This is a genomic window from Streptomyces sp. NPDC008086 (genome assembly GCF_042957325.1).
GTDB lineage: Bacteria > Actinomycetota > Actinomycetes > Streptomycetales > Streptomycetaceae > Streptomyces.
Window position 1 is genome coordinate 1,069,463 of record NZ_JBIBIA010000001.1, and the last position, 23,051, is coordinate 1,092,513.

23 protein-coding genes are annotated in these 23,051 nt (G+C 72.4%); 15 read left to right on the forward strand and 8 right to left on the reverse strand.

The features are described 5' to 3' along the window. Positions 1-209 precede the first annotated feature (209 nt). Complete coding sequence (locus ACFZBP_RS04575; protein ID WP_391409876.1) at positions 210-1,223, forward strand: lysylphosphatidylglycerol synthase domain-containing protein; 1,014 nt, start codon at positions 210-212, stop codon at positions 1,221-1,223. Between the two features lie 34 nt (positions 1,224-1,257). Here the strand turns inward: ACFZBP_RS04575 and ACFZBP_RS04580 are convergent, their stop codons facing one another. The 5 genes from ACFZBP_RS04580 to ACFZBP_RS04600 form a co-directional block, all read right to left on the reverse strand. Next, positions 1,258-2,004 carry a PP2C family protein-serine/threonine phosphatase gene (locus tag ACFZBP_RS04580; RefSeq protein ID WP_383445959.1) on the reverse strand — a complete coding sequence of 249 codons (747 nt, stop codon included), beginning with the start codon at positions 2,002-2,004 and terminating at the stop codon, positions 1,258-1,260. Positions 2,005-2,105: 101 nt separating this feature from the next. Beyond that, positions 2,106-2,513, reverse strand: coding sequence for a peptide-methionine (R)-S-oxide reductase MsrB (gene msrB, locus ACFZBP_RS04585; RefSeq protein ID WP_383445956.1), 408 nt, complete (start codon positions 2,511-2,513; stop codon positions 2,106-2,108). 13 nt (positions 2,514-2,526) lie between these two features. After that, a complete protein-coding gene (gene murC, locus ACFZBP_RS04590; protein ID WP_391409879.1) occupies positions 2,527-3,918 on the reverse strand; it encodes a UDP-N-acetylmuramate--L-alanine ligase in 1,392 nt (463 codons plus the stop codon). A 210-nt stretch (positions 3,919-4,128) separates the two neighbouring features. Further along, positions 4,129-4,602 carry an indole-3-glycerol phosphate synthase gene (locus ACFZBP_RS04595; protein ID WP_391409881.1) on the reverse strand — a complete coding sequence of 158 codons (474 nt, stop codon included), beginning with the start codon at positions 4,600-4,602 and terminating at the stop codon, positions 4,129-4,131. 148 nt (positions 4,603-4,750) lie between these two features. Beyond that, positions 4,751-5,569 (reverse strand): dihydrofolate reductase family protein, encoded by an 819-nt coding sequence (locus tag ACFZBP_RS04600; RefSeq protein ID WP_391409883.1) that lies wholly within the window; start codon positions 5,567-5,569, stop codon positions 4,751-4,753. Positions 5,570-5,606: 37 nt separating this feature from the next. On the opposite strand from ACFZBP_RS04600, the gene zapE reads away from it, so the two are divergent. The 9 genes from zapE to ACFZBP_RS04645 all read left to right on the forward strand — a co-directional run bounded on the left by zapE (position 5,607) and on the right by ACFZBP_RS04645 (position 14,561). After that, a complete protein-coding gene (zapE, locus tag ACFZBP_RS04605; RefSeq protein ID WP_391409885.1) occupies positions 5,607-6,716 on the forward strand; it encodes a cell division protein ZapE in 1,110 nt (369 codons plus the stop codon). A gap of 175 nt (positions 6,717-6,891) precedes the next feature. Then, complete coding sequence (locus ACFZBP_RS04610) at positions 6,892-7,293, forward strand: hypothetical protein (RefSeq protein WP_391409887.1); 402 nt, start codon at positions 6,892-6,894, stop codon at positions 7,291-7,293. An 81-nt stretch (positions 7,294-7,374) separates the two neighbouring features. Next, positions 7,375-7,953 (forward strand): carbonic anhydrase, encoded by a 579-nt coding sequence (locus ACFZBP_RS04615; protein WP_391409889.1) that lies wholly within the window; start codon positions 7,375-7,377, stop codon positions 7,951-7,953. 8 nt (positions 7,954-7,961) lie between these two features. After that, positions 7,962-9,416: a SulP family inorganic anion transporter gene (locus ACFZBP_RS04620; RefSeq protein ID WP_391410358.1), complete on the forward strand. Its 1,455-nt coding sequence runs from the start codon at positions 7,962-7,964 to the stop codon at positions 9,414-9,416. Positions 9,417-9,538: 122 nt separating this feature from the next. Beyond that, positions 9,539-10,384: an SPFH domain-containing protein gene (locus ACFZBP_RS04625; protein ID WP_391409892.1), complete on the forward strand. Its 846-nt coding sequence runs from the start codon at positions 9,539-9,541 to the stop codon at positions 10,382-10,384. 90 nt (positions 10,385-10,474) lie between these two features. Further along, complete coding sequence (locus tag ACFZBP_RS04630; RefSeq protein ID WP_391409894.1) at positions 10,475-11,863, forward strand: alkaline phosphatase PhoX; 1,389 nt, start codon at positions 10,475-10,477, stop codon at positions 11,861-11,863. A 62-nt stretch (positions 11,864-11,925) separates the two neighbouring features. Continuing rightward, on the forward strand, positions 11,926-13,392 hold the full coding sequence (locus tag ACFZBP_RS04635) for a protein kinase (protein ID WP_391409896.1): 1,467 nt from the start codon (positions 11,926-11,928) through the stop codon (positions 13,390-13,392). Positions 13,393-13,493: 101 nt separating this feature from the next. Further along, on the forward strand, positions 13,494-14,351 hold the full coding sequence (locus ACFZBP_RS04640; protein ID WP_391409898.1) for a polysaccharide deacetylase family protein: 858 nt from the start codon (positions 13,494-13,496) through the stop codon (positions 14,349-14,351). 18 nt (positions 14,352-14,369) lie between these two features. Further along, positions 14,370-14,561 carry a hypothetical protein gene (locus ACFZBP_RS04645; RefSeq protein ID WP_383445923.1) on the forward strand — a complete coding sequence of 64 codons (192 nt, stop codon included), beginning with the start codon at positions 14,370-14,372 and terminating at the stop codon, positions 14,559-14,561. A gap of 8 nt (positions 14,562-14,569) precedes the next feature. Here ACFZBP_RS04645 and ACFZBP_RS04650 read toward each other — a convergent pair whose 3' ends face one another. Then, positions 14,570-15,241: an ABC transporter gene (locus tag ACFZBP_RS04650; protein ID WP_383445920.1), complete on the reverse strand. Its 672-nt coding sequence runs from the start codon at positions 15,239-15,241 to the stop codon at positions 14,570-14,572. Further along, complete coding sequence (locus tag ACFZBP_RS04655) at positions 15,238-16,134, reverse strand: ATP-binding cassette domain-containing protein (protein WP_391409900.1); 897 nt, start codon at positions 16,132-16,134, stop codon at positions 15,238-15,240. Before ACFZBP_RS04655 ends, ACFZBP_RS04650 begins: the two co-directional genes overlap by 4 nt. Before the next feature lie 38 nt (positions 16,135-16,172). Here ACFZBP_RS04655 and ACFZBP_RS04660 point away from each other — a divergent pair, with 38 nt between their 5' ends. The 5 genes from ACFZBP_RS04660 to ACFZBP_RS04680 all read left to right on the forward strand — a co-directional run bounded on the left by ACFZBP_RS04660 (position 16,173) and on the right by ACFZBP_RS04680 (position 22,199). After that, complete coding sequence (locus ACFZBP_RS04660; RefSeq protein WP_383445914.1) at positions 16,173-16,889, forward strand: peptidyl-tRNA hydrolase; 717 nt, start codon at positions 16,173-16,175, stop codon at positions 16,887-16,889. Between the two features lie 230 nt (positions 16,890-17,119). After that, positions 17,120-18,454 carry a DUF692 family multinuclear iron-containing protein gene (locus ACFZBP_RS04665; protein ID WP_391409903.1) on the forward strand — a complete coding sequence of 445 codons (1,335 nt, stop codon included), beginning with the start codon at positions 17,120-17,122 and terminating at the stop codon, positions 18,452-18,454. A 283-nt stretch (positions 18,455-18,737) separates the two neighbouring features. After that, a complete protein-coding gene (locus ACFZBP_RS04670) occupies positions 18,738-19,568 on the forward strand; it encodes a DUF4142 domain-containing protein (protein ID WP_391409905.1) in 831 nt (276 codons plus the stop codon). A gap of 101 nt (positions 19,569-19,669) precedes the next feature. After that, complete coding sequence (locus ACFZBP_RS04675; protein WP_391409907.1) at positions 19,670-20,452, forward strand: TIGR04222 domain-containing membrane protein; 783 nt, start codon at positions 19,670-19,672, stop codon at positions 20,450-20,452. Between the two features lie 97 nt (positions 20,453-20,549). Then, on the forward strand, positions 20,550-22,199 hold the full coding sequence (locus ACFZBP_RS04680) for an alpha/beta fold hydrolase (protein ID WP_391409909.1): 1,650 nt from the start codon (positions 20,550-20,552) through the stop codon (positions 22,197-22,199). Between the two features lie 119 nt (positions 22,200-22,318). Here the strand turns inward: ACFZBP_RS04680 and hemQ are convergent, their stop codons facing one another. Beyond that, positions 22,319-23,050: a hydrogen peroxide-dependent heme synthase gene (gene hemQ, locus ACFZBP_RS04685; protein ID WP_383445899.1), complete on the reverse strand. Its 732-nt coding sequence runs from the start codon at positions 23,048-23,050 to the stop codon at positions 22,319-22,321. Position 23,051 lies beyond the last annotated feature (1 nt).

The following is a 23,051-nucleotide window of genomic DNA, read 5'->3' on the forward strand; positions in this document are numbered from 1 at the left end:
CGGGAGCGGTAGCCGAACCGGGGTTCGGGGCCGGACGGATCGGGCATAGACCAAACCCCGGTCACGTCGCCCGCCCGCCGACGTCGCTTCGGTTTCCGGACACCGCGACGTCATGCCGGACGGGCACGTTTCCGTCGTCCCCTCCTGCCTCGCCCTCTAGCCGTCCGCCCCGCGCCTACGCGGTCAGGACGCGGAAGGACGACCGCGCCGTGTCCTCGCTCCCGCTCAGCGACCTCCCCCAGTCGCTGCCCGCCCGCCCCACCTCCGCTCCCGTCTGCCGCCGCCTCTCCCCCGCCCGTCTCGCCCGGCACGCCCTGACACTGCTCCCGCTCCTGCTGATCGGGGCATGGGCGGCGGCCGACTGGCCTACGGTGCGCGACGGCGCCGTCCGGCTCGCCTCCGCCGACCCCGGCTGGCTGCTGGCCGGTCTCTTCTTCACCTGCATGGGCTGGGTGATCGCCGCGGTCGTTCGGCAGGGCGCCCTGCCGGAACGGCTCCCGCCAGGCCCGCTGCTCGCGTCGCAGTTCGCCGCCGGCGCCGCCAACCAGGTGCTGCCGGCCGGCCTCGGCGCCCACGCCGTCACCCTGCGTTTCCTGCAGAACCAGGGCATCCCGCTGGCCCGGGCCACCGCGTCGCTCGCCCTGTACTCGCTGGTCAAACCGCTCGCGAAGACAGCGGTGCTCCTCGTCTTCCTCGTGGCCTTCCCCGAGCTGCTGCACCTCGGTGGACTCGTCCCGGACAAGCGGACGTTGCTCATGGTCGCCGGAGGCGTGGCGCTCGGCCTCGGCGCCGCGGGCGTACTCGTGACCGCCGTACGCCCGCTGCGGCGGCCCCTGCTCCGCTTCCTGCGCACCGCCCTGACCGACGCCCGGATCCTGCACACCCGGCCCAGCCGCGTCCTCGCCCTGTGGGGCGGGGCCGCCGCCACGCCGCTGCTCCAGGCGAGCGTGATCGCCTCGGTCGGCTTCGCGCTCGGTCTGCCGCTGTCCTGGACGCAGGTGGTCCTCGCCCTCCTCCTCGCCAGCACGGCGGCCGGCGCCGTACCCGCGCCGGGCGGCATCGGCCCCATGGACGCGGCCCTGGTGTTCACGATGGTCACCTTCGGCGCCCCGACGGGCCTGGCCGCGGCCACCGTCATCGGCTACCGCGTCCTGACGGTCTGGGTGCCTCTGCTGCCGGGCGCGCTGGTGCTCTCGATCATGGTCCAGCGCAAGATCCTCTGACCCGGCGGACACGGCCCCAGCCCGCGCGGCCCGCTCACTCCTGCCCGACCCGCACGACCGCCACCGTGATGTTGTCCGGCCCGCCCGCCTCGATCGCGGCCCTCCACAGCTCGAAGGCCGCCCGGCCGTCGTCGTGCTCCCGCAGCACCTCCTCGAGCGCCTCCGTGGGCAGCGGGTCCGTCAGCCCGTCCGAGCAGACGAGATAGCGCTCGCCGGGCGTCAGGGGCCCGGCCGTGACATGGGGGTGGACAGCGCGGTAGGTGGGCGATCCGCCCAGGCACTGGGTGACGAGCGAGGTGGTGTGCCCGGCCGGGTGCGGCGGGCTGTCGTCGACGCTCAGCTGCCGCAGCTCGCCGTCCGACGCGGCGAAGACCCGGCTGTCGCCCACGTTGAACGCCACGAGCGAGTCGGGCCGTACGACGACTCCGGCGATCGTCGTCCCCATGGCGCTGAGCTCACCGCCCCGATCGCCCCCGGCCGCCTGGTACACGGCCCGGTTGCAGGCGTTCAGCGCGTCACGGACGGCGACCTCGCCGGTCAGCGCCGGCCCGAGCGAGGCGATCCGGCGGGCCACCAGGGCGCTGGCCAGGTCACCACCGGGATGCCCGCCGAGCCCGTCGGCGACGGCCACGACGAGCGGCGTGCCCAGCGGGAAGATCAGGGTCTGCGGATTCTCGGTCACGGTGGCGCACAGCGTCCACGGCCCGACGACGAGGCTGTCCTCGTTGCGTTCGCGCAGCAGTCCGGGATGGCTGATCGCACTCACCGCGACGTACGGCATGCAGCGCCACCGCCTTCCCGCACCGGAGGTCCCCTACGAGTCTAGGAACACCGGCATCGGGCGTGCCAACGCAGTGCGGCACGCCCACGGCCGCCCCCGGGTCAGCCCTCGTCCGGCGTCAGCCGCAGCGAGATCGAGTTGATGCAGTACCGCTGGTCCGTGGGCGTCGGATACCCCTCGCCCTCGAAGACATGCCCGAGATGCGACCCGCACCGCGCGCACCGCACCTCGGTACGGACCATCCCGTGCGTGCGGTCCTCGACGAGTTCGACCGCGTCGGTGTCCTTCGGGTCGTAGAAGGACGGCCAGCCGCAGTGCGACTCGAACTTGGTGGTGGAGGTGAACAGTTCGGCCCCGCAGGCGCGGCAGGAGTAGACGCCCGTCGTCTTGGTGTTGGTGTACTCACCGGTGAAGGCGGGCTCCGTGGCGGCCTGGCGCAGCACGGCGTACTCCGCCGGGGTCAGCTCCGTGCGCCACTGCTCGTCCGGCTTTTCGACGTCGTACGACATGAGTGCGTGCCCCTCACTTCGACAGGCGGTCCAGGATGAGCGGGCCGAGGTCGGTGACATCGCCCGCGCCCATGGTGAGAACGAGATCACCGGGCTTCGCCATTCCCGCGACCAGGGCGGGCACCTCGCTCTTGTCGTGCACCGGCGTGACCTCGGCGCCGGCCGCGCGGGCCGCGTCGAGGACCAGCTCGCTGGTGACCCCGGGGATCGGGTCCTCGCGGGCCGGGTAGATGTCCAGGACCAGCGAGGAGTCCGCGAGGGCGAGTGCGTCGCCCATCTCCTTGCCGAGCTCCTGCGTGCGGGAGAACAGGTGGGGCTGGTAGACGACCAGGATCCGGGCGTCCCCGGCGGCCGCGCGCATGGCCTCCAGGTCGGCGGTCATCTCGGTCGGGTGGTGGGCGTAGGAGTCGATGACCTGGACACCCGCGGCCTCGCCCTTCAGCTGAAGGCGCCGCTTCACCCCGGTGTAGGCCGCCAGCGCGGGGGCCAGCTCGGCGGCCGGGACGCCGAGCGCCGCGCCCGCCGCCAGGGCGGCCACGGCGTTGAGCGCGTAGTGCCGGCCGGGTACGGAGACGGCGAAGGTGAGCTCCTGACCGTCCAGCAGGACGGTGACCTGGCTCTTCAGCCCCTGTGCCTGAACGGACAGGACCCGTACGCCGGCGTCCTCGGCCTCGCCGTAGGTCACCACCCGCACAGCACCGCCCGCGACCCGCCGGGTCAGCTCCCGCGCCCCGTCCTGGTCGGCCGAGATCACCAGGGTGCCGCCCTCGGTGATGCGGTCGGTGAACGTCACGAAGGACTCGTAGATCTCGTCCATCGAGGCGTAGTTGGCGTGGTGGTCGAGCTCCACGTTCAGGACGATGGCGACGTCGGGCGCGTACTTGTGGAAGCTGCGGTCCGATTCGTCCGCCTCGGCGACGAAGATGTCACCCTCGCCGTGCAGGGCGTTCGAGCCGGGCGCGTCGAGGTCGCCGCCGATGGCGTACGAGGGCCGCAGGCCCAGCTCGCTCAGGGAGACGGCCAGCATCGACGTCGTGGTCGTCTTGCCGTGCGTACCGGCGACGGCGATCGGCCGCAGCCCCTCCATCAGCGAGGCCAGCGCGTCGGAGCGGTGCACCACCGGAACGCCCAGCTCGGCGGCGCGGGCCAGCTCGGGGTTGTCCCGCCGGATCGCCGACGACACGACGACACAGCTGGCGTCGTCCGCGAGGTGCTCCGCCGCGTGCCCGATGTGCACGGTCACCCCCAGCGCCCGCAGCGCCTCGGCGGTCGCCGACTCCCTGGCATCACTCCCCGCCACCTTGGCCCCGCGCTGCGCGAGAATCTTCGCGATCCCCGACATCCCGGCCCCACCGATGCCGATGAAGTGCGGTCGGTCCATGGCGGTGGGAATACCGGGTGCCATGCGTGTTCTCCCAGGATTGCGATACGACGATGAGCCCTCAGCCTATGGGGTACTCCGGCGGGCGTTGCGCAATGGGGCGCCGGGCACTGTGCCGACCCAGGGGCTCGGGGCGGTGCCGATATGCGGCTCCGCCGCGTGGGCGCGACCAGCCACGACGGACGCGCACCCGGCGAACCACCCGAGCCGGCCACGGGCGCTCCCCCGAACCCCCTACACTCTGCTGTGCGAGAACAGCTTCAGCACCGGCACCCCCACCTTGTGCCGAGCCCGAGACGCCCAGTCCCGATGGAAGAACTCCTCCACGTAGTGGGGATCCGTCAGCACGATCACCTCGTCCGCCCCCACCTCGTCCACCACCGCCCGCAACGCGTCCAGCGGATGGTCCTCCAACAGCCGCCCCTCCGCCGCGGCCCCGGCGGAGCGCAACGCCGTGAGCGACACCTCCAGCGCCCGCTCCCCCGTACTGAGCGCCTCCTCGCCCTCCGGAGTGCTCCCCTCCCTTACGGCCTCGTCCAGCTCACCGAGCGCGATGTCGTCGATGGCGCGCAACAACCTGTCGGCCTGCTCGCCGCGCGGCTGGAGCAGCACATGGAACGAGACCTGTTCGTCCCCGTGCAAGGTGGTGACGAACTCCACGTCGGCGGACGTCAGGGCCTTCTCGATCATCAAAACGCTTGTGAACACCGGGCGCCCCTTCTGCGGAAACCATCCTGCCCCGTGCTCGCACGGGGACTGCGAGTTTTAGTGTGCCCGGCGGAAGCTGAACGGAACGGTGGATTCCGCCGTTTCGGACCACGGGATTCATAGAACCCCTTTTCGAGCCGAACTAACCTCAAGCCCGCCGGTACCGGCTGAACAGGAAGCCGTCCTCCTCCAGCAGGGACACCAGCTCGAACCGTTTGGGAACGGCCACCGAGGGCCCGCCCGCGATGCGCTGGGCGTCCCCGGCGGTGAGCATCGGGGAGATCGTCAGACAGAGCTCGTCGAGCACCCCGGCGGCCACGAGCTGCCCGAGCAACCGCGGCCCGCCCTCGGTCAGCAGCCGGGTGTGACCGAGCTCGGCGAGCGCCTGGACGGCGCGTACGGGGTCCACGCCGACGCCGTCACCGGCGATCACGACCCGGGCGCCCGCCTTCTCGGCCGCGGCGACCCGGTCCGGTGCCGCGGCGGCGCCGGTCAGGATCAGGGTGGGCACCAGGGGGGAGGTGAACAGCGGCAGGCCGTAGTCGAGCTCCAGGCCGGCGCTGACCACCGCGATGGCCGGCGCGGGGCCCTGTCCGGCCGCCTCGCGCGCCTCGGCGAACTCCTCACGCGCGCGTGCCGGACGGTAGCCCTCCTGGCGTACCGTTTCGGCGCCGACGACCACGACGTCGGCCAGCGCCCGCAGCGTGCCGAAGATCCGCATGTCGGTCGCCGTGGAGATGGGCTGCGAGCGTCCGTCGTGCTGGGCGGCCCCGTCCATCGTGGACACCATGTTGGCCCGCAGCCAGGGCACCGGCCCCCCGGGCGCCGGCTCCGGATAGGCATAGGCGGCGGCGAGCTCGGCCAGACTCCACTCCCGGTCACCCGGATCACCCCCGGCGGGAAGCCCGGCCGAACCGCCGGAGGCCCTGGGTGCTGTCTCGTCGGTCACAGGGAACAGGCGTCGCATGTCATGGAGTGTGGCACGGCGCTTAGCATGGTGAACCGTGTCGTCCTCCTCCGCCGCGTCCAAGCCGAGCCCGATAGCCGAAGCGAGCCCGCTGTCCCTGTGCGCCCGTGAGCCGCACGTCCCGGCGGACCGGCTGGTCGCCGAGATGGTGCCGCCGCCACGCTTCGACTCGGTCCGCTTCAGCACGTACATCCCGGACCCGAACCAGCCCAGCCAGATCGAGGCGGTCGGTGTCCTGGAGGCCTTCGCGGCCGGGCTCGGCGGGGCGCACGCGAGCGGTGCGGGGAAGGCCAGGCGCGGTTTCCTCGGGTTCGGCAGGCCGAAGGCGCCCAAGGTGCCGGCCGGCCCCCGCGGCGTCTACCTCGACGGCGGCTACGGCGTCGGCAAGACCCATCTGCTCGCCTCCCTCTGGCACGCCACCCCGGCCGAGCCGTCCCTCAAGGCCTTCGGCACGTTCGTGGAACTGACGAACCTCGTCGGCGCCCTCGGCTTCCAGCAGACGGTGCAGACCCTCTCCGGTCACCGCCTGCTGTGCATCGACGAGTTCGAGCTCGACGACCCCGGCGACACCGTCCTGGTCTCGACGCTGCTCGGCAAGCTCGTCGACGCGGGCGTCGCGCTCGCGGCCACCTCCAACACCCTGCCCGGCAAGCTCGGCGAGGGCCGCTTCGCGGCGGCCGACTTCCTGCGGGAGATCCAGGGCCTGTCGGCCCACTTCCGCCCGCTGCGCATCGACGGCGAGGACTACCGCCACCGCGGTCTGCCCGAGGCGCCGGCGCCGTACTCCGACGAACAGGTGACGAAGGCGGCGTACGCCACCGAGGGCGCCTCGCTCGACGACTTCCCGCATCTGCTGGAGCATCTGGCCCGCGTCCATCCCAGCCGTTACGGCGCGTTGACCGATGGCCTGAAGGCCGTGTGTCTCACCGACATCCAGCCGATCCCCGACCAGTCCACCGCACTGCGGCTCGTGGTGCTCGCGGACCGGCTCTACGACCGTGAAGTCCCGGTCCTGGCCTCCGGTCTGCCGTTCGACCAGCTGTTCAGCGAGGACATGCTCAAGGGCGGGTACCGCAAGAAGTACTTCCGCGCCATCTCGCGACTCACCGCGCTGGCCCGCGACGCCAAGAGCCTGGTAACCCACTAATTCCCCCTGGTCAAGGGGTGGTTCAGGCCAAGCCACCCGTACATTTCAGGCTCTCTTCAGCTCGCAACGTTAAGTTAACCCTGCAAACAACTTTGCCGGGTTAAAGTGTTTCTTGACCAACGATTGACTAAGCGTTGGCGAGCACCATAGGTACGAACTGCCTGGAGGGGGGCGCATGTTCCGAGGTACAACAGCACGGACCGTGGTTTCGCTCGTCGCGGCACTCCTGCTCGCCCTCCAGTTCTTCGCACCCGGCGCTTCCTTCGCACACGCGCATACGGTCAGTCAGGCAGAGGCCAAAGCCCAGCCCGGAATCAAGCTCTCCGGCAAGGCGCTACGCGACGAGACCCTCACGTTCCGCCACTGCATGCCGTCGGGCGACGGGGACCCGACCGGCCCGCTGCGCACCCGGGACCTGCGCTCCGCCGACAACGGAGTCCAGGCACCCGACCGACCGTTGCTCACCCGGGACCCCGCGTCCGCGCACCAGCCGGGCACACCCGGCAGCGCGTATCAGCGCACGTCGAGATCCTCGACGTCCCACACTCCCGCGGGGCTCCAGGTCTTCCGCTGCTGAGAAGCAGCGCGATCCCCCCACCCCTGTCATGAAAAACCACACCGACGCGCCCTCACGGCGCGCCAGGAGGAGTCACCACACATGCAGCCCCTCATCGACAACGCCCGTACGTTCGGACAGCGCCCTGAGGAGTTCGCCAAACTGGCCGCAGGGCAGTCCCCGCAGGTCCTGTTCATCACCTGCTCCGACTCCCGGGTCGTACCGGCACTGATCACGGGCGCCCGTCCCGGCGAGCTCTTCGAGCTGCGCACCGCGGGCAACATCGTTCCGCCGTACGCCTGCGCGCACCCCACCAGCGAGGCGGCCACCATCGAGTACGCCGTGGAGGTCCTCGGCGTCCGCGACATCGTGGTCTGCGGCCACTCCCACTGCGGTGCCGTCGGCGCGCTGGTGCGCGGCGACGACCTGGACGCCGTACCGGCGGTGCGGGACTGGCTCGCGCAGGCCGAGCCGCGTCCGTCCGGCACCGTCGAGGACCCCGAGGTCGCCGAGGGCGTCCAGGCCCATGTGCTGACGCAGCTGCTGCGGCTGCGCTCGTACCCGTTCATCGAGAAGAAGCTGAAGGAGCGTCAACTGAACCTGCACGCCTGGTACTACGAGGTGCACAAGGGCGCCGTGCGCGTCCACAGCGCCGAGACCGACGCGTTCGAGGCGCTGTGACCGCCATGATGACCAAGTTCCCTCATCTGCGGCAGGACTTCCTCGCCTCCATCGTCGTCTTCCTGGTCGCCGTGCCCCTGTGCGTGGGCGTGGCCGTCGCCTCCGGTGTCCCGGCCGAGCTGGGCCTGATCACCGGCATCGTGGGCGGACTCGTCACCGGGCTCATGCGCGGCAGCAGCCTTCAGGTGTCGGGTCCGGCCGCCGGACTGACCGTCCTGGTATTCGAAGCGGTCAGCGAGTTCGGGGTCGCCACCCTCGGTGTGATCGTGCTGATGGCGGGTCTGCTCCAGCTCGCCATGGGCTTCTCCGGGATCGGTCGCTGGTTCCGCGCGATATCCGTCTCCGTCGTCGAGGGCATGCTGGCCGGTATCGGTCTGGTGATCATCGCCGGGCAGATCTACGCGGCAGCGGGCCTGAAGGCCCCGGAGAGCGGCATCGGCAAGATCGCGGGGCTTCCGGGCGCCTTCGCCGATGCGTTCGGCAGCACCTCGGCGCTGGCCTCGCTCGCGATCGGGGCGGGCACCATCGCCGTGATCGTGCTGTGGAAGAAGATGCCGAAGGTCGTGCAGTCCGTGCCGGGCGCTCTCGCGGCGGTGGTCCTGGCCACGGTCACCTCGCTGGCGTTCAGTCTGCCGGTCGCCACTGTCCAGGTGGAGGGCCTGCTCGGCGTCATCCAGCCGCCCGGCGCCGAGGCCTTCGGCGAGCTGGCCAGCCCGGCCATCTGGGGCACGATCGTCGCGTTCGCGCTGATCGCGTCCGCCGAGTCGCTGTTCAGCGCGGCGGCCGTGGACCGGCTGCACGACGGCCCGCGCACCGAGTACAACAAGGAGATGATCGCCCAGGGCGCGGGCAACACGGTGTGCGGCCTGCTCGGCGCGCTGCCCATGACCGCGGTGATCGTGCGCAGCTCCGCCAATGTCAACGCGGGTGCGAAGACCAAGGCGTCCCGTGTGCTGCACGGCGTGTGGCTGCTGCTGTTCGCCGCCGCGATGCCGTGGGCCCTGGCCCTGATCCCGATCCCCGCCCTGGCCGGCATCCTGGTCCACGCGGGCTTCAAGCTCATCCCGTTCCGCGAGGTCGTGGCACTGTGGCGGAGCCACAAGGGCGAGGCGCTGATCCTCGTCGTCACCGCCGTCTCCATCGTCGCGGTGAACATGTTCGAGGGCGTGCTGATCGGACTGGCCCTGTCGGTCGCCAAGACCGCCTGGCAGGCCTCGCACGTGAAGCTGGAGATCGTCGACAAGGGCGCCGGCCCCATCCAGGTGTGCCTGTCGGGCAACGCGACCTTCCTGCGGCTGCCGAAGATCCTCGACAGCCTGGAGTCGCTGCCCCAGGACCGCCCGGTGGAGCTGAACCTCTCCGAGGTGCACCACCTGGACCACGCCTTCCGCACGGCCCTGGAGAACTGGGCCGAGCGGCACAGCGCGGCGGGTACGGAACCGGTGCGGGTCACCGCCGCCTGACCGCCGTTTGACCTCTGACGCGGTATGAACCCCGGTCCGGGGCCGTCCATGGCCCCGGACCGGACACCGGGCATATCGTTGCAGGGAGCACACGGAACGGCCCTCTCCGCGAGGAGGTCGTCATGGTCGAAGAGCTGCTGGGCGTGGCCCTGGGCGTCGGCGCGGCGGGAGCGGTGTACGTCGCGGCCGCGGCACGGGTCGTCAAGCAGTACGAGCGCGGGGTGATCCTGCGGCTCGGCCGGCTGCGGGGCACGGTGCGCGACCCGGGGTTCACGCTGATCGTCCCCGCCGTGGACCGGCTCCACAAGGTCAACATGCAGATCGTGACGATGCCCGTGCCCGCCCAGGAGGGCATCACCCGCGACAACGTGACCGTGCGGGTCGACGCGGTCGTCTACTTCAAGGTCGTGGACCCGACGGCCGCGATCATCAACGTCGAGGACTACCGCTTCGCCGTCTCACAGATGGCGCAGACCTCGTTGCGCTCGATCATCGGCAAGAGCGATCTGGACGATCTGCTGTCCGACCGCGAGAAGCTCAACCAGGGCCTGGAGCTGATGATCGACAGCCCGGCCGTCGGCTGGGGCGTGCAGATCGACCGCGTCGAGATTAAGGACGTCTCCCTGCCGGAGTCGATGAAGCGCTCCATGGCCCGGCAGGCGGAGGCCGACCGGGAGCGGCGGGCCCGGGTCATCAACGCCGACGCCGAACTCCAGGCCTCCAAGAAGCTGGCCGAGGCCGCGCACCAGATGGCCGACGCGCCCTCCGCCCTCCAGCTGCGGCTGCTGCAGACGGTGATGGCGGTGGCGGCGGAGAAGAACTCCACGCTGGTCCTGCCGATCCCGGTGGAGCTGCTGCGCTTCCTGGAGAGGGGCGCACAGCCGGCGCCGGGGGAGGCGGTCGAACCCGTCGCCGAGCACATCGCCGTCGAGGAGTCCGAGCCCCCCGGACAGCCCCTTCAGAAGTGACACACGCTACGCGCGTGGTTCACGCGACTCGCAGCAGGTGATAGACACGGCGGGGTCACAGTTCCTGTCCGCCAGCAGGAAGGTTTCCCCATGTCCGAGAACACGACCACCGACGGCACATCACGTCGTCAACTCCTCGCCCGTACCGGCGCGTTGGGCGTCTCGATCGCCTTCGCCGGCAATCTCACCGAACTCTTCGCGGGCACGGCCGCGGCACAGGACCTCGGCCACACCGGATACGGCCCGCTGGTCCCCGACCCGAAGGGCCTGCTCGATCTGCCGGAAGGTTTCCGCTACCGGGTCCTCTCCCGCGAGGGCGACCGGCTGCGCTCCGGTGAGGGCCTGGTCCCCTCCAACCACGACGGCATGACGGCCCTGCCCGGCAGGCACGGCCGCGTCCACCTGGTCCGCAACCACGAGAACCGCGCCGACGGCAGGGTTCCCGTCCCGACGGTCGAGGGCCTCACCTACGACCCGGCCGGCAAGGGCGGCTGTACGGCCCTGACCCTCGACCGGCACGACAAGGTCCTCTCCGAGCGGGTCGCCATCGCCGGTACGGCCGTCAACTGCGCGGGCGGGCCCACGCCTTGGGGCACCTGGCTGACCTGCGAGGAGACCGAGGACCGGGCCGGCACCAACGGCTACACCAAGGACCACGGCTTCATCTTCGAGGTCGACCCGGCGAACCCGTACCGCTCGGGCGCGGTCCCGCTGACCGCGATGGGCCGCTTCCAGCACGAGGCGATCGCGGTGGACCCGCGGCGCGGCATCGTCTACGAGACCGAGGACGCCTTCGAGAAGCCGTTCGGCCTCTTCTACCGCTTCCTGCCGCACCAGCCGCACGGCGGCCTGGGCACCCTGCGCGCGGGCGGCCGCCTCCAGGCGATGCGGGTGCCGGGCGTCCCCGACCTCTCCTCGATCCAGGAGACCGGCGCGAGCTTCGGGAACATCGAGTGGGTCGACGTACCGGACCCGCTCGCCACCCGGACCCCCATCCGCCACCAGGACTTCGGCCCGAAGGGCATCACGCACGCGCAGAAGCTGGAGGGCTGCTACTGGGGTGGCCGCTCCGTCTACTTCGTCTCGTCGTTCGCCCGCCGGGCGGAGGGCTCGGCGGCGGACCACTACGGCCAGATCTGGCGCTACGACCCCGCCGAGCGCCGCCTCACCCTGGTGATCGTCTTCGGTCCCGACACCGACCTCCAGCTCCCCGGCGAGTCCCCGGACAACATCTGCCTCGCCCCCAGCGGCGGGCTCATGGTGTGCGAGGACGGCAACGGCGCCCAGCACGTCTTCGGTGTGACGCGACGCGGCGAGGTCTACGCGATGGCCCGCAACGCCCAGAACATCGGGACGCCCGCAGAACCGGAGTGGGGCGAGTTCGCCGGGGTCACTTTCTCCCCGGACGGCGGGACGATGTACGTGAACTGCTACACGCCGGGCACCACGTTCGCGGTGACGGGACCCTGGCGCGGGTAACCGTCCCGTCACACCTCCCCGTGCGGAGGGCCGCTCTCCGGTCGTCCTCTAACCTGAGCGGCATGAACGCTCCGGGGGATCTCGTCGACGGCCGGTTCGAGCTGGTGGAACGGCTCGGCAGTGGCGGAATGGGCACCGTGTGGCGGGCTCGCGACACGGTGCTGCACCGCGAGGTCGCGCTCAAGGCGGTGCGGTCCGACGCGGACACGGTCGGCGTGATGCGCGAGCGGGTGCTGCGGGAGGCACGGGCGCTGGCGCGGCTGAGCCATCCGCATGTGGTGACGGTCCATCAGATCGTCGCCGCCGAGCCGCATCCGTGGATCGTGATGGAGCTGGTGCCGGGCGTCTCGCTGCAACGCCGGCTGGACGACGGCGCGCTGACCCCGGTGGCGGCGGCCCGGCTCGGCCGGCAGGTGCTCGCGGCGCTGCGGGCCGCGCACGCGGCGGGCATCCAGCACCGGGACGTCAAGCCCGCCAACATCCTCCTGCGCCCCGACGGCGACGCCGTCCTCACCGACTTCGGCATCGCCGCGCTCCAGGGCACGACGGGCCTCACGGCGACGGGTGAGTTCGTCGGGTCGCCCGAGTACATGGCGCCGGAGCGCATCCGGGGTCACGACGACGGCCCGGCGGCCGACCTCTGGTCGCTCGGCTTGGTCCTGTACGTGTGCGTCGAGGGCGTCAGCCCTCTGCGCCGCCCCACCACCCTCGCCACCCTGGCCGCCGTACTCGACGACCCGCTCCCGCCGCCGACCCGCTCGGGCCCGCTGACGCCGGTGCTCGAAGCCCTGCTGGTCCGCGACCCCGCGGCGCGCCCGGACGCCGCCCGGCTGGACGAGATGCTCGCCCAGGTGGAGACGGGGACGGCGCCGGACTGGACCGCGCCGCCCGGGGTGACGGCCGTGGCACCGCGGCCGGCGCCGGCCCAGGTGGACACCCCGCGCCCCACGGTCCCCGAGGTTCCCGCGGTTCCGACGGGAGAGGGCAGACCCCGTCGCCGCACTCCCCTCCTGGTGGCCGCCGCCACGGCGTTGGCCGTCGCCGGGGCGGCGTTCGTCCTCACCCTGCGCCTCGGCGACACGGGCGGCGACGACAAGGCCCGCGCCAGGACTCCGGCGCCGACCGCCACCGCCACCGGCTCCCCGGTCCCGGCAAAGCAGCGACCGACCCCGGCCACCCCCACCCCGACCTCGGCGAACGGCCGCTGGATCGCCCAGCTCCACTCCGAACCCGTCTCCGCCGGCACCGCCAACCGGGACCGCAGGCTCGCCGTCCTCCGTCAGTCCGTACCGGAGACGGCCGTCCTCCGCAGCGACGACCACGCGTCCCTGCGCCCCGGCTACTGGGTGTTCTACGCCCCCGGCCCCTTCACCGACGGCCGCGCCGCCCTGGCCTTCTGCGCCGAACGGGGCCGCACCTCGCCGAACACCTGCATCGGCCGCTATGTGAGCACGGACGCGACCGAGAACGCCCTGCAGTGCCGCCCTCCGGTCACCGCACCGACGGGCCGCTGCACACGCGACGACTGAGAAGACTCACTCGGCGGTCCGGTCCCGCCGGGCGGGTGACACGGGCCCGGCACACCCACACCGGTACCGATATGACCATCTGATCCCCATATGTTCATGCGGTGATCGCACTTGTACGACTTATCGCCGCCGTCTGTACCGTGAGCGCGGCCCTGAGCGGGCTCACCGCCTGCGGGGCGCCCGAGGCCACCCGTGCTCCCCACCCGGCGTCCAGCACCACCCTCACCACCTCGCCCTCGGTCAGGCCTCCGACCCTCGCCCCCGGCCCCGCCGGTCTGACCCCGGTCTTCGAGCACGGTCCGCACACGGGCGGCAAGACGGTCGCGCTCACCTTCGACGCCGACATGACCGCGGGTCAGGGGGCACGGGCGGCGCGTGGGGAACGGTTCGACAATCCGGGGCTCGTCGCGGCGCTGCGGGAGTTGAAGGTGCCGGCGACGGTGTTCATGACGGGGCGGTGGGCCGAGGAGTATCCGCGGCAGGCCCGGTCCATCGGGCGGGATCCGCTCTTCGAGGTGGCCAACCACTCCTACAGCCACTACGCCTTCACCGAGGACTGCTACGGGCTGCCGACGGTCGGCGAGGAGCGGATGCGGGCGGACGTGGAGCGGGCGTACGCGGCGTTCCGGAAGGTGGGGGTCCGGGACGCGATGCCGTACTTCCGGTTTCCCGGGGGCTGCTACGACCGGCGCGCCCTGAAGGCGCTCGCCGCGGTCGGGGTCACCGCCGTGCAGTGGGACGTGGTGAGCGGGGACGCGTTCGCGACGGACGCCCGGGCCGTCGCCCAGGAGGTGCTGGACGGGGTGCGGCCGGGATCCGTGGTCGTCCTGCACTGCACGCTCAGCGCCGCTCCGACGACCGAGCGGGTGGTCCGGCGGGTCGTGCCCGAGCTGCGCGCAAGGGGGTTCCGGTTCGTCAAGGTGTCCGAGCTGATCGGGGCCGCCGGTGGGCGGGGCTGAGGCTCGTACGCTGGACGTATGAGCGAGGACCAGCCCACGAACGACTACTGCCTGATCGACGCGACCAGGCCACCCAAGGCCGACGGGCCGCCGTACGCGGAGTGCGTGCTGTGCCGGGAGTTGACGGAGTACCCGGAGTCGTACAAGGGGATCACCATGTGCCCGGTGTGTGAGTGGCAGGAGGCCCAGCGGACCGCCTGTTCGGGGTGACGCCCGGGTCAGGGTGATCTTCGGGACGTGAGCGCGCAGGCCACGGCGGTCGCCGCCGCCGTGAGCAGGGCCGCCGCGGCCAGCGGCAGCAGGGGCAGGGGGACCGTGCCCGAGCGGGAGCCGGTGACCAGGCCGCTGACCGCCGCCTGCGCAGGGGAGCCGGTCCCCACCACAGCCAGCAGGGCCGCCAGCAGCATCGCGGGGACCGCGCGGCCGGTCGAGCGCAGCAGCGGCCAGGTGGTGAGGGCGCCCACGGCCGTACCGAGCAGGGCGCAGGCCAGCGTGGCGAGCAGCCCGGCCGCGCCCGCCGGAAGCCGGGGCACGCGCGTCTGGTAGTCCGCGCTCACGGGGTCGCTGATGAGCGTCACGACCACGGTGGCGACCGTCCCGACGAGTGCCGCGGCGGTCAGCGCCACCAGCAGCGCGGCGAGGTGCGCCCGCCCGGGACCGGCCGCCGCGGAGACGCAACCGCGGGCGGCGGGCGGCTCGTTGGTGACGCAGATCCGCACCAGCCAGGCGGCGACGGGCAGCAGGCCCGCGGCCGTGAAGCCCAGCGAGTCGAGGACGGGCTGGCCGCCCTGCACGCCGATGCCGAGGAACGCGGCGTACAGGATGAACGGCGGCAGCCAGCGCTGCGAGCGGACCAGCAGGGCGGTCTGGTAGCTGAGGAGGGCGGTCATCGGCGGCTCTCGGTGTCGGGGATCGGTCTCGGCTCCGTCGCGGGCGGGTCCTGGCTCACGCTCACCACGTGCCAGGGCGGGCGGGCCGTCAGCAGGGCGCGGAGCAGGACGTCCGAGTGGGAGGCGGGGAGGGTGATGCGATGGGTGCCGGGCTCGGGTTCCTCGACCGATATGGCCGTGCGGGTGGCCGCGTCGGCGGGGAGTCGGGCGCCGCGCGCGCCCTGGACGACGACGGTCATGTGCGGGCCGGCGGGTTCCGCGGCCACCCGTTCGGTGCGGAGGTCGAGGCCCGCGTCCCGCACGGTGTACGTCGCGTCCGGCGCGCCCGCCAGCCGGGTCGGGTCGTGGTCCACGAAGACCACGGCGGTGCCGTCCGCGGTGCGTTCGGCGACGGCCCGCTCCAACTCCTCGCGGGCGGCGGCGTCGAGGCCGGTCCACGCCTCGTCCAGGACGAGCAGCTCCGGTTCGGCGAGGAGGGCCTGCACGACGGCGACCTTCTGGCTGCTGCCCTTCGACAACTGGGCCATGGGCGTACGGGCGTACGCGGCGGCGCCGAAGCGGTCGAGCCACTCCAGGGCGGCCCGGGCGGCGGCGGGGCGGGAGAGGCCGTGGACCTTGCCGAGGTGGGTGAGGTAGCCGAGGGCGGTGAAGGGAAGGGCCGTGGGGAAGCGTTCGGGGACGTAGGCGGTGCGGGGGCGGCCGGTGATACGGCCCTCGGTCGGGGCGTCCATGCCGGCCACGAGGCGGAGCAGGGTGGACTTGCCGGTGCCGTTGGGGCCTTCGACGCGGATGAGGTCGCCGGGGCTCACGGTGAGGTGGACGCCGCGTAAGACCCAGGGGCCGCGCAGGCCGTAGCGGCGGCCCACGTTGTCCAGACGAAGATCGCGTTGCATGGGGATCATCATCTCTCGGGGTTGGCACACTTGAGGACGTGAACAGCGATCCGACGCCCGCGACCGACAGCCCGTTCCGCTCCGAGCCGAGCGCCCGCGACCAGGCACGACAGTTCGTGCTGCCCCTGGTCGTCCGGATAGAGAAGGGCGCGCCCCCGGCCCGCACCGACGCGCTGGAGACAGCCGCCCGCGCGGTACTGGTGATCCTCAGCGACGAGCGGTCGGCCGGCGACGGCGAGTGGGCGCAGGCGATGCGGGACTGGCAGGACGCGCGGATCCGGAAGGTCGTGCGGCGGGCTCGTGGCGCCGAGTGGCGGCGCGCGGAAGGGCTGCCGGGCATCACCGTCACCGGCAAGTCGGCCGAGGTGCGGGTCTTCCCGCCCGTGCCGTTGGACGGCTGGCCCAAGGAGCTGGCGAAGCTCCAGGTCTCCGGTACCGATCTCGACGATCCGGAGCCGCCCGTGGCCGCCGACCCGGCGACGCCCGTGCTGTGGCTGAACCCCGAGCTCGACATGTCGGCAGGCAAGGCGATGGCGCAGACCGGGCACGCGGCGCAGCTCGCCTGGTGGGAACTGTCGGCCGAGGAGCGGGCCGCCTGGCGTGACGCGGGGTTCCCGCTGGCGGTGCGCGGCGCCGGGCCGGGGCGCTGGCGTGAGCTGACGGACGGGAGGCTGCCGGTGGTGCGGGACGCGGGGTTCACGGAGATCGCGCCCGGCTCGTGCACCGTCGTCGCCGACCATCCGGCGCTGCGGTAGGCCTGACCGCCTTTGAACATCCCCGGGGTCCGGCGCGTACGACCTTGCGGGGCCGTCGGCGGGGCGTGGGCGCCTGGGGCGCGGGGCGGGGCGTGGATCCGAACCTCAAATGTTGCTCTGAAGGTGTCCCCCGAGCGGTTCGCGCCGGACATGCGGGGCCATACCCCCGTCACGAACCGACACGTCCGAGGAGACGGGACAGCGGGCAGGGAAGAGGCCGAGGAGGGGCGATGGAGCGACTGGGTACGGGCATCGGATGGCGTCCGGAGATCGCGGACGCGGTGGAGCGCATGCCGGGCATCGACTGGGTCGAGGCCGTCGCCGAGAACATCTGCCCCGGGCATCTGCCCGAGTCCCTGGTACGGCTGCGGGAGCGCGGCGTGACGGTGGTCCCGCACGGCGTCTCGCTGGGCCTCGGCGGTGCGGAGCGGCCCGACGCCGGGCGGCTGGCCGCGCTCGCCGAGCGGGTCGAGGCACTGGGATCGCCCCTGGTCACCGAGCACATCGCGTTCGTACGGGCGGGCGGGTCGCTGACCGCCTCCCCGCGTCTGGAGGCCGGCCACCTGCTGCCGGTCCCGCGCACCCGGGACGCCCTGGACGTGCTGTGCGAGAACGTCCGCATCGCGCAGGACGCGCTGCCCGTGCCGCTCGCCGTGGAGAACATCGCCGCGCTGATCGCGTGGCCGGGCGAGGAGATGACCGAGGGGCAGTTCCTGTACGAGCTCGCGGACCGCACGGGCGTGCGACTGCTGATCGACGTGGCCAACCTGCACACCAACCACGTCAACCGGGGCGAGGACCCGGCCAAGGCGCTCGCCGAACTGCCGCTCGAGGCCATCGCGTACGTCCATGTCGCCGGTGGCTTCGAACGCGACGGCGTCTGGCACGACAGCCACGCCCACCCCGTCCCGCAGCCGGTCCTGGACGTCCTGACCGACCTCGCGTCCCGGGTGTCCCCGCCGGGGGTGCTGCTGGAGAGGGACGAGAACTTCCCCGAACCGGCCGAGCTGGAGCGGGAGCTGGGGTCGATCAGGGGGGCGCTGGAGAAGGGGGCGGCGGAGCGGGCTGCGACTGCCGAGGGGGTCTCCCGGGAGACGACGGCACCCGTACCGGAGAACTCCCCTGCCTCCGAACACCTCGCGGAACTCGCCCCCGCCCGCCAGCGCCTCGCCCTCGCCCAGGCCGCGCTGCTGTCGGCGCTCGTCGCCGGCACGCCGGTGCCGGAGGGGTTCGACCGGGTGCGGCTCGGCGTGCAGGCACGGGCCCTCGCCGGGAAGCGGGCGGACGTCGTGGCGAAGGTGGCGCCCGAACTGCCGGTGATCCTCGGGGACGGATACCGGCGGGCCTTCCTGGCCTACAGCCACGGGCACCCGATGACGGACGGCTACCGCCGTGACGCCCTGGACTTCGCCGGACACCTGCTGACCGAGGGACGGCTCGAAGACGCGCGGGTGCGCGCGGAGTTGCGGGAGTGGTGGCTGGAGCGGTCGGGGCCGAAGCCGCGCTCGCGGCGACCGGGGGTACGGCTGGCCCGGGCCACGCGGCGGGTGTTGCTGCGGCGGTGAGCCGCATCGCCTACGCCGAGCAGCGTCCCCCCGCTGGACGCGGTCGCCCCCGCCGAGTGTGCCGGGGTTAACACCCCGGCCCGCCACCCTGACAACTCACCCCTTTCCTCCCGCTTTACCGCCCTACGCCATCCACCCTTACTCCCCCATCCGCCCGTATCCACCCCCGTTGCAACCATTCGCTCCTGTACGGCAGCTGGCGTAGACCCCGGGGTACCCCGAAGTAATATGCCAACCCCACCCCCGAAGCGCACTAACGTGCGGTGCCGCAACAGGAGGCACCATGCGACCGCGACCCCCGATCAACGGCCGAGGCATCTTCAGCGGCACCGGGCTCATCATCACCGGCCTGGCGGCGACGCTGCTGGCGATGATCTTCCCGATCTGGTCGTACGCCGACCGGTCCGGGACCGGTCTGGACACGCTCAACGCCGAGACCGTCTCGACCGGGTACGGGCCACTGTCCGCGCTCGACCGGGACTTCGTCACCAAGGTCCGGCTGGCGGGGCTGTGGGAGCTGCCCGCGGGGCAGCAGGCGCGGCAGAAGGGGGCGACGCCCGCCGTACGGACCGCGGGGCAACACCTCGTCGAGGGGCACGCGTTCCTCGACGAGCGGGTGCGCGACGTCGCCGGCAAGCTCAGCCTGGCCCTGCCCAACGAGCCCACCGAGCAGCAGCAGGAGTGGCTGGCGACCCTGGACGCGGCCGAAGGCGTCGAGTACGACCGGCAGTTCTCCAACATCCTGCGGCTGGCGCACGGCAAGGTGTTCTCCGTCGTCGCCCAGGTACGGGCCAGTACGCGCAACACCCTCGTCCGCAAGCTCGCCGACGACGCCAACACCACGGTGCTGGACCACATCACGGTCCTGGAGGCCACCGGGTACGTCGACTTCGACGCCCTGGCCCGCGACATGGTCGCCGACAGCACTCCGCCGCTGACGCCCTCCCCCGCGCCGCCAGGCCCGACCGCCGACCCGGCGCCCGCCGTACCGATGACCCCGCCCCCGTCCCCCTCCCCGAACTACACCCTGCCGCCGGCCGCCACCAGCCCCCGGGCCGACGACTCCGAGGACTTCGGCGAATCCGAGGACTACGACGAATACGTGGTGTCCTGACCGCCCGGGCCCTCCATCCGGAACGTCACATCCCGGCAACTCTCCGTCCGGATGGTGAACAAGGCATGGCGCCCTGCGGGGCTTTGGCATAGAAACGCGGCATGTTCTGGGTCCTTCTCCTGCTGCTGGCCTGGGCGGTCGCCGGCACCGCGTGCACGCGGCTGTGCCTGGCCGCCGCGCACGCCGCCGCCATGGACACGAAGGACGCGACCGCGGGCCTGGGACACGATCTGACGTTGTACGAGGCCGCGTTCCTGTCCGGCGGACCCCGGCGGGTCGCCGATCTGACCCTCGTCTCCATGGCGCGGCAGCGCCGGCTGCTGCTCGCGCGCACCGGCTGGGCGACGGTCGTCGATCCGCGTGGGCGGGACGAGATGGAGCGCTCGGTGATAGGGGCCATCGGGCCCGAGGGGCAGTCCCGGATCGAGCCGGTGCGGGACGCCGCGGCCGCCGCCGACGCGGTGGGCAGCCTCGCCGACCGGCTGGTCAGCGCCGGCCTCGCGGTGCCCGACGGGGCGCGCACCGGGATCGCCGCGGCGATCCGGCGAGTGCGGCTCGCCGCGGCCGTCGTCCTCGCCCTGGGGGCCGTCGCCCTGCTGGCGCCCGCCCGGTCGGACATGCCCGCCCATCTGGTCGCGCTCTGGTTCGCGCTGCCCTTCGTGCTCACCCTGAGCTGCCTCGCCATCGCCCGGATCGAGATCCACCCGTACGCCCGGTGGGCCTCCCCGGCCGGGCAGCGGCTGCTCAACGCCCTGGTCCGGCGCTCCCGCAGCGCGGACGACCGCACCAACCTCACCTCCGTCGCCGTACGGGGCGTACGCGCGATCGGCGAGCCGGACCTGCGCGCCGCCTTCGCGCACCGCGACCCGCCCGGTGGCGCATAGGGGGCATTGAGGCGACACCGGCGAGGCGGTGCTTGCCTTCCTCAACAGACGAACGAAATATCCCTTTTGTTGCTGCCGTGCTGCGAAGGGATACGCGATGAGAGCTGCCGCCCTCTACTCGGCCGCGGGGGCTCTGCTCCTGACGACCTTCTCCGCCGCACCGGCCGGCAGCACCGGGGCCGCCCCGGGCACGGCCGAGCAGCACGGCACCAGCGTGGCCGCCGCGCGTGCCAAGGCGACCGGGATCACCTTCGGCGACTGCGCCAAGGAGCAGGACCTGCCGGGCAAGATGGAGTGCGGCACGGTGTCCGTGCCGCTCGACTACTCCCGCCCCGACGGCAAGCAGATCAAGCTCGCCGTCAGCCGCGTACGGGCCACGCACAAGGACCCGCACAACAGCAAGCGCCGGGTGCCCGGGCAGGGTTCGCTCGTCTACAACCCGGGCGGTCCGGGCGCCTCCGGGCTGCACTTCCCGCTGATCGGCCTGCTCCCCGAGTGGAAGCGGCTGGCGGCGGCGTACGACCTCGTCGGCTACGCCCCGCGCGGCGTGGCCCCTTCCGCGCCGCTGTCCTGCCAGGCGCCCAAGAAGTTCGTCCAGGGCCCGGAACTCGCGCCGACGCACCCCTCGGAGGCGTACAAGAAGGAGCGCATCGCACAGGCGAAGGCCTACGCGCGCGGCTGCGCCGAGCGCACCGGCCCCGCGCTACGGCACTACAACTCCCTCAACAACGCCCGTGACCTGGACGTCCTGCGCGCCGCGCTGGGCGAGTCGAAGCTGACGTTCATGGGCGCGTCGTACGGCACCTACTTCGGCGCGCTGTACGCGACCCTCTTCCCCTCGCACGTACGGCGCATGGTGTTCGACTCCGCGGTCAACCCGGACCCCTCGCAGATCTGGTACCACAACAACCTCGCCCAGTCGGCCGCGTTCGAGGGGCGGTGGGAGGACTTCCGGGAGTGGGTCGCCGAGCACGACGACGTGTACGGGCTCGGGGACACCGCGGAGGAGGTGCTGCTCAACTACGAGAAGGTGCGCGAGCAGCTGGCCAAGGAGCCCGCGGGCGGGAAGGTCGGGCCGCGGCAGTTGCAGGAGGCGTACCTCCAGGCCGGCTACTACGACGACTACTGGCCCTCACGCGCGAAGGCGCTGGCGGCGTATCTGAAGGGCGACTCGAAGGCGCTGGTCGAGCTGGCCGCGCCGGTGCGGGAGTCGGCGGCCGAGCAGGAGAACTCCAGCGCGGTCTACACGGCCGTCGAGTGCAACGACGCCCCGTGGCCGACGGACTGGGCGGTCTGGGACCGGGACAACACGCGGCTCGCGCGTGTGGCGCCGTTCGAGACCTGGGACAACGCGTGGATGAACCTGCCGTGTGCCTACTGGCAGGCGCCACGGCAGAAGCCCCTCGATGTGCGCACCGGTCAGGGTGAGCTGCCGCCGACGCTGATCCTGGCCGCCGAGCGCGACGCCGCGACCCCGTACGAGGGCGCTCTGGAGATGCACCGGCGGCTGGCCGGCTCGGTCCTGGTGACCGAGCGGGACGCCGGTACGCACGGCATCGCATACGGCCCGAACGCCTGCGTCAACGGCCACGTCGACGCCTACCTGCTGGAGGGCCGCCTCCCTCAGCGGCGGGCGGCCTGCGAGGCGCACCCCGAGCCGAAGCCGGAGCGCCCGGGCGAGGAGCAGGCGAAGAAGAAGCTGGGCGACCGGGCGGACGCCACGAAGCCGGGCGGCCGACCGCAGTAACCACGACGGCGCGCCCGGCTCCCGCACCGATCAGGCATCCCGGCGTTGGTGGCCACGGCCGACCGGCGCCGGGTGCCACCGAACGGCGGGCCCACCCCGTCCGGCCTCACGTCGCGTCGTCAGGCGAGTCCGGCGACCAGGTCGGCGACGGACTTGCGGCGGCCCGTGAAGAACGGCACCTCTTCGCGGACGTGCATCCGGGCCTCGGAGGCCCGCAGGTGGCGCATGAGGTCGACGATGCGGTACAGCTCGTCGGCCTCGAAGGCCAGCAGCCACTCGTAGTCGCCCAGCGAGAACGAGGCGACCGTGTTGGCGCGGACGTCCGGGTAGCCGCGGGCCATCTTGCCGTGGTCGGCGAGCATGCGGCGGCGGTCCTCGTCGGGCAGCAGGTACCAGTCGTAGGAGCGCACGAACGGGTACACGCTGACGTAGTTCCGCGGCGTCTCGTCGGCGAGGAACGCCGGGATGTGCGAGCGGTTGAACTCGGCGGGCCGGTGCAGTGCCATGTTCGACCAGACGGGCTCCAGCGCGCGGCCCAGCTTGGTGCGGCGGAAGAGGTTGTACGCCTCCTGGAGCTGGTCGGCGGTCTCGGCGTGCCACCAGATCATGAGATCGGCGTCGGCGCGCAGCCCGGACACGTCGTAGGTGCCGCGGATCGTCACGTCCTTGGCGGCGAGCTGGTCGAAGAGCTCCTGGACCTCGTCGGCGTAGCCCGCGCGGTCCTCGGGGAGCACGTCCTTCAGCTTGAAGACGGACCAGAGGGTGTAGCGGATGACCTCGTTGAGGTCCTTGGCCAGCTTGCCCTTGTTCGGGATCCTGCCGGACTCGGTGGTGGGGGCGTCGTCACTCATG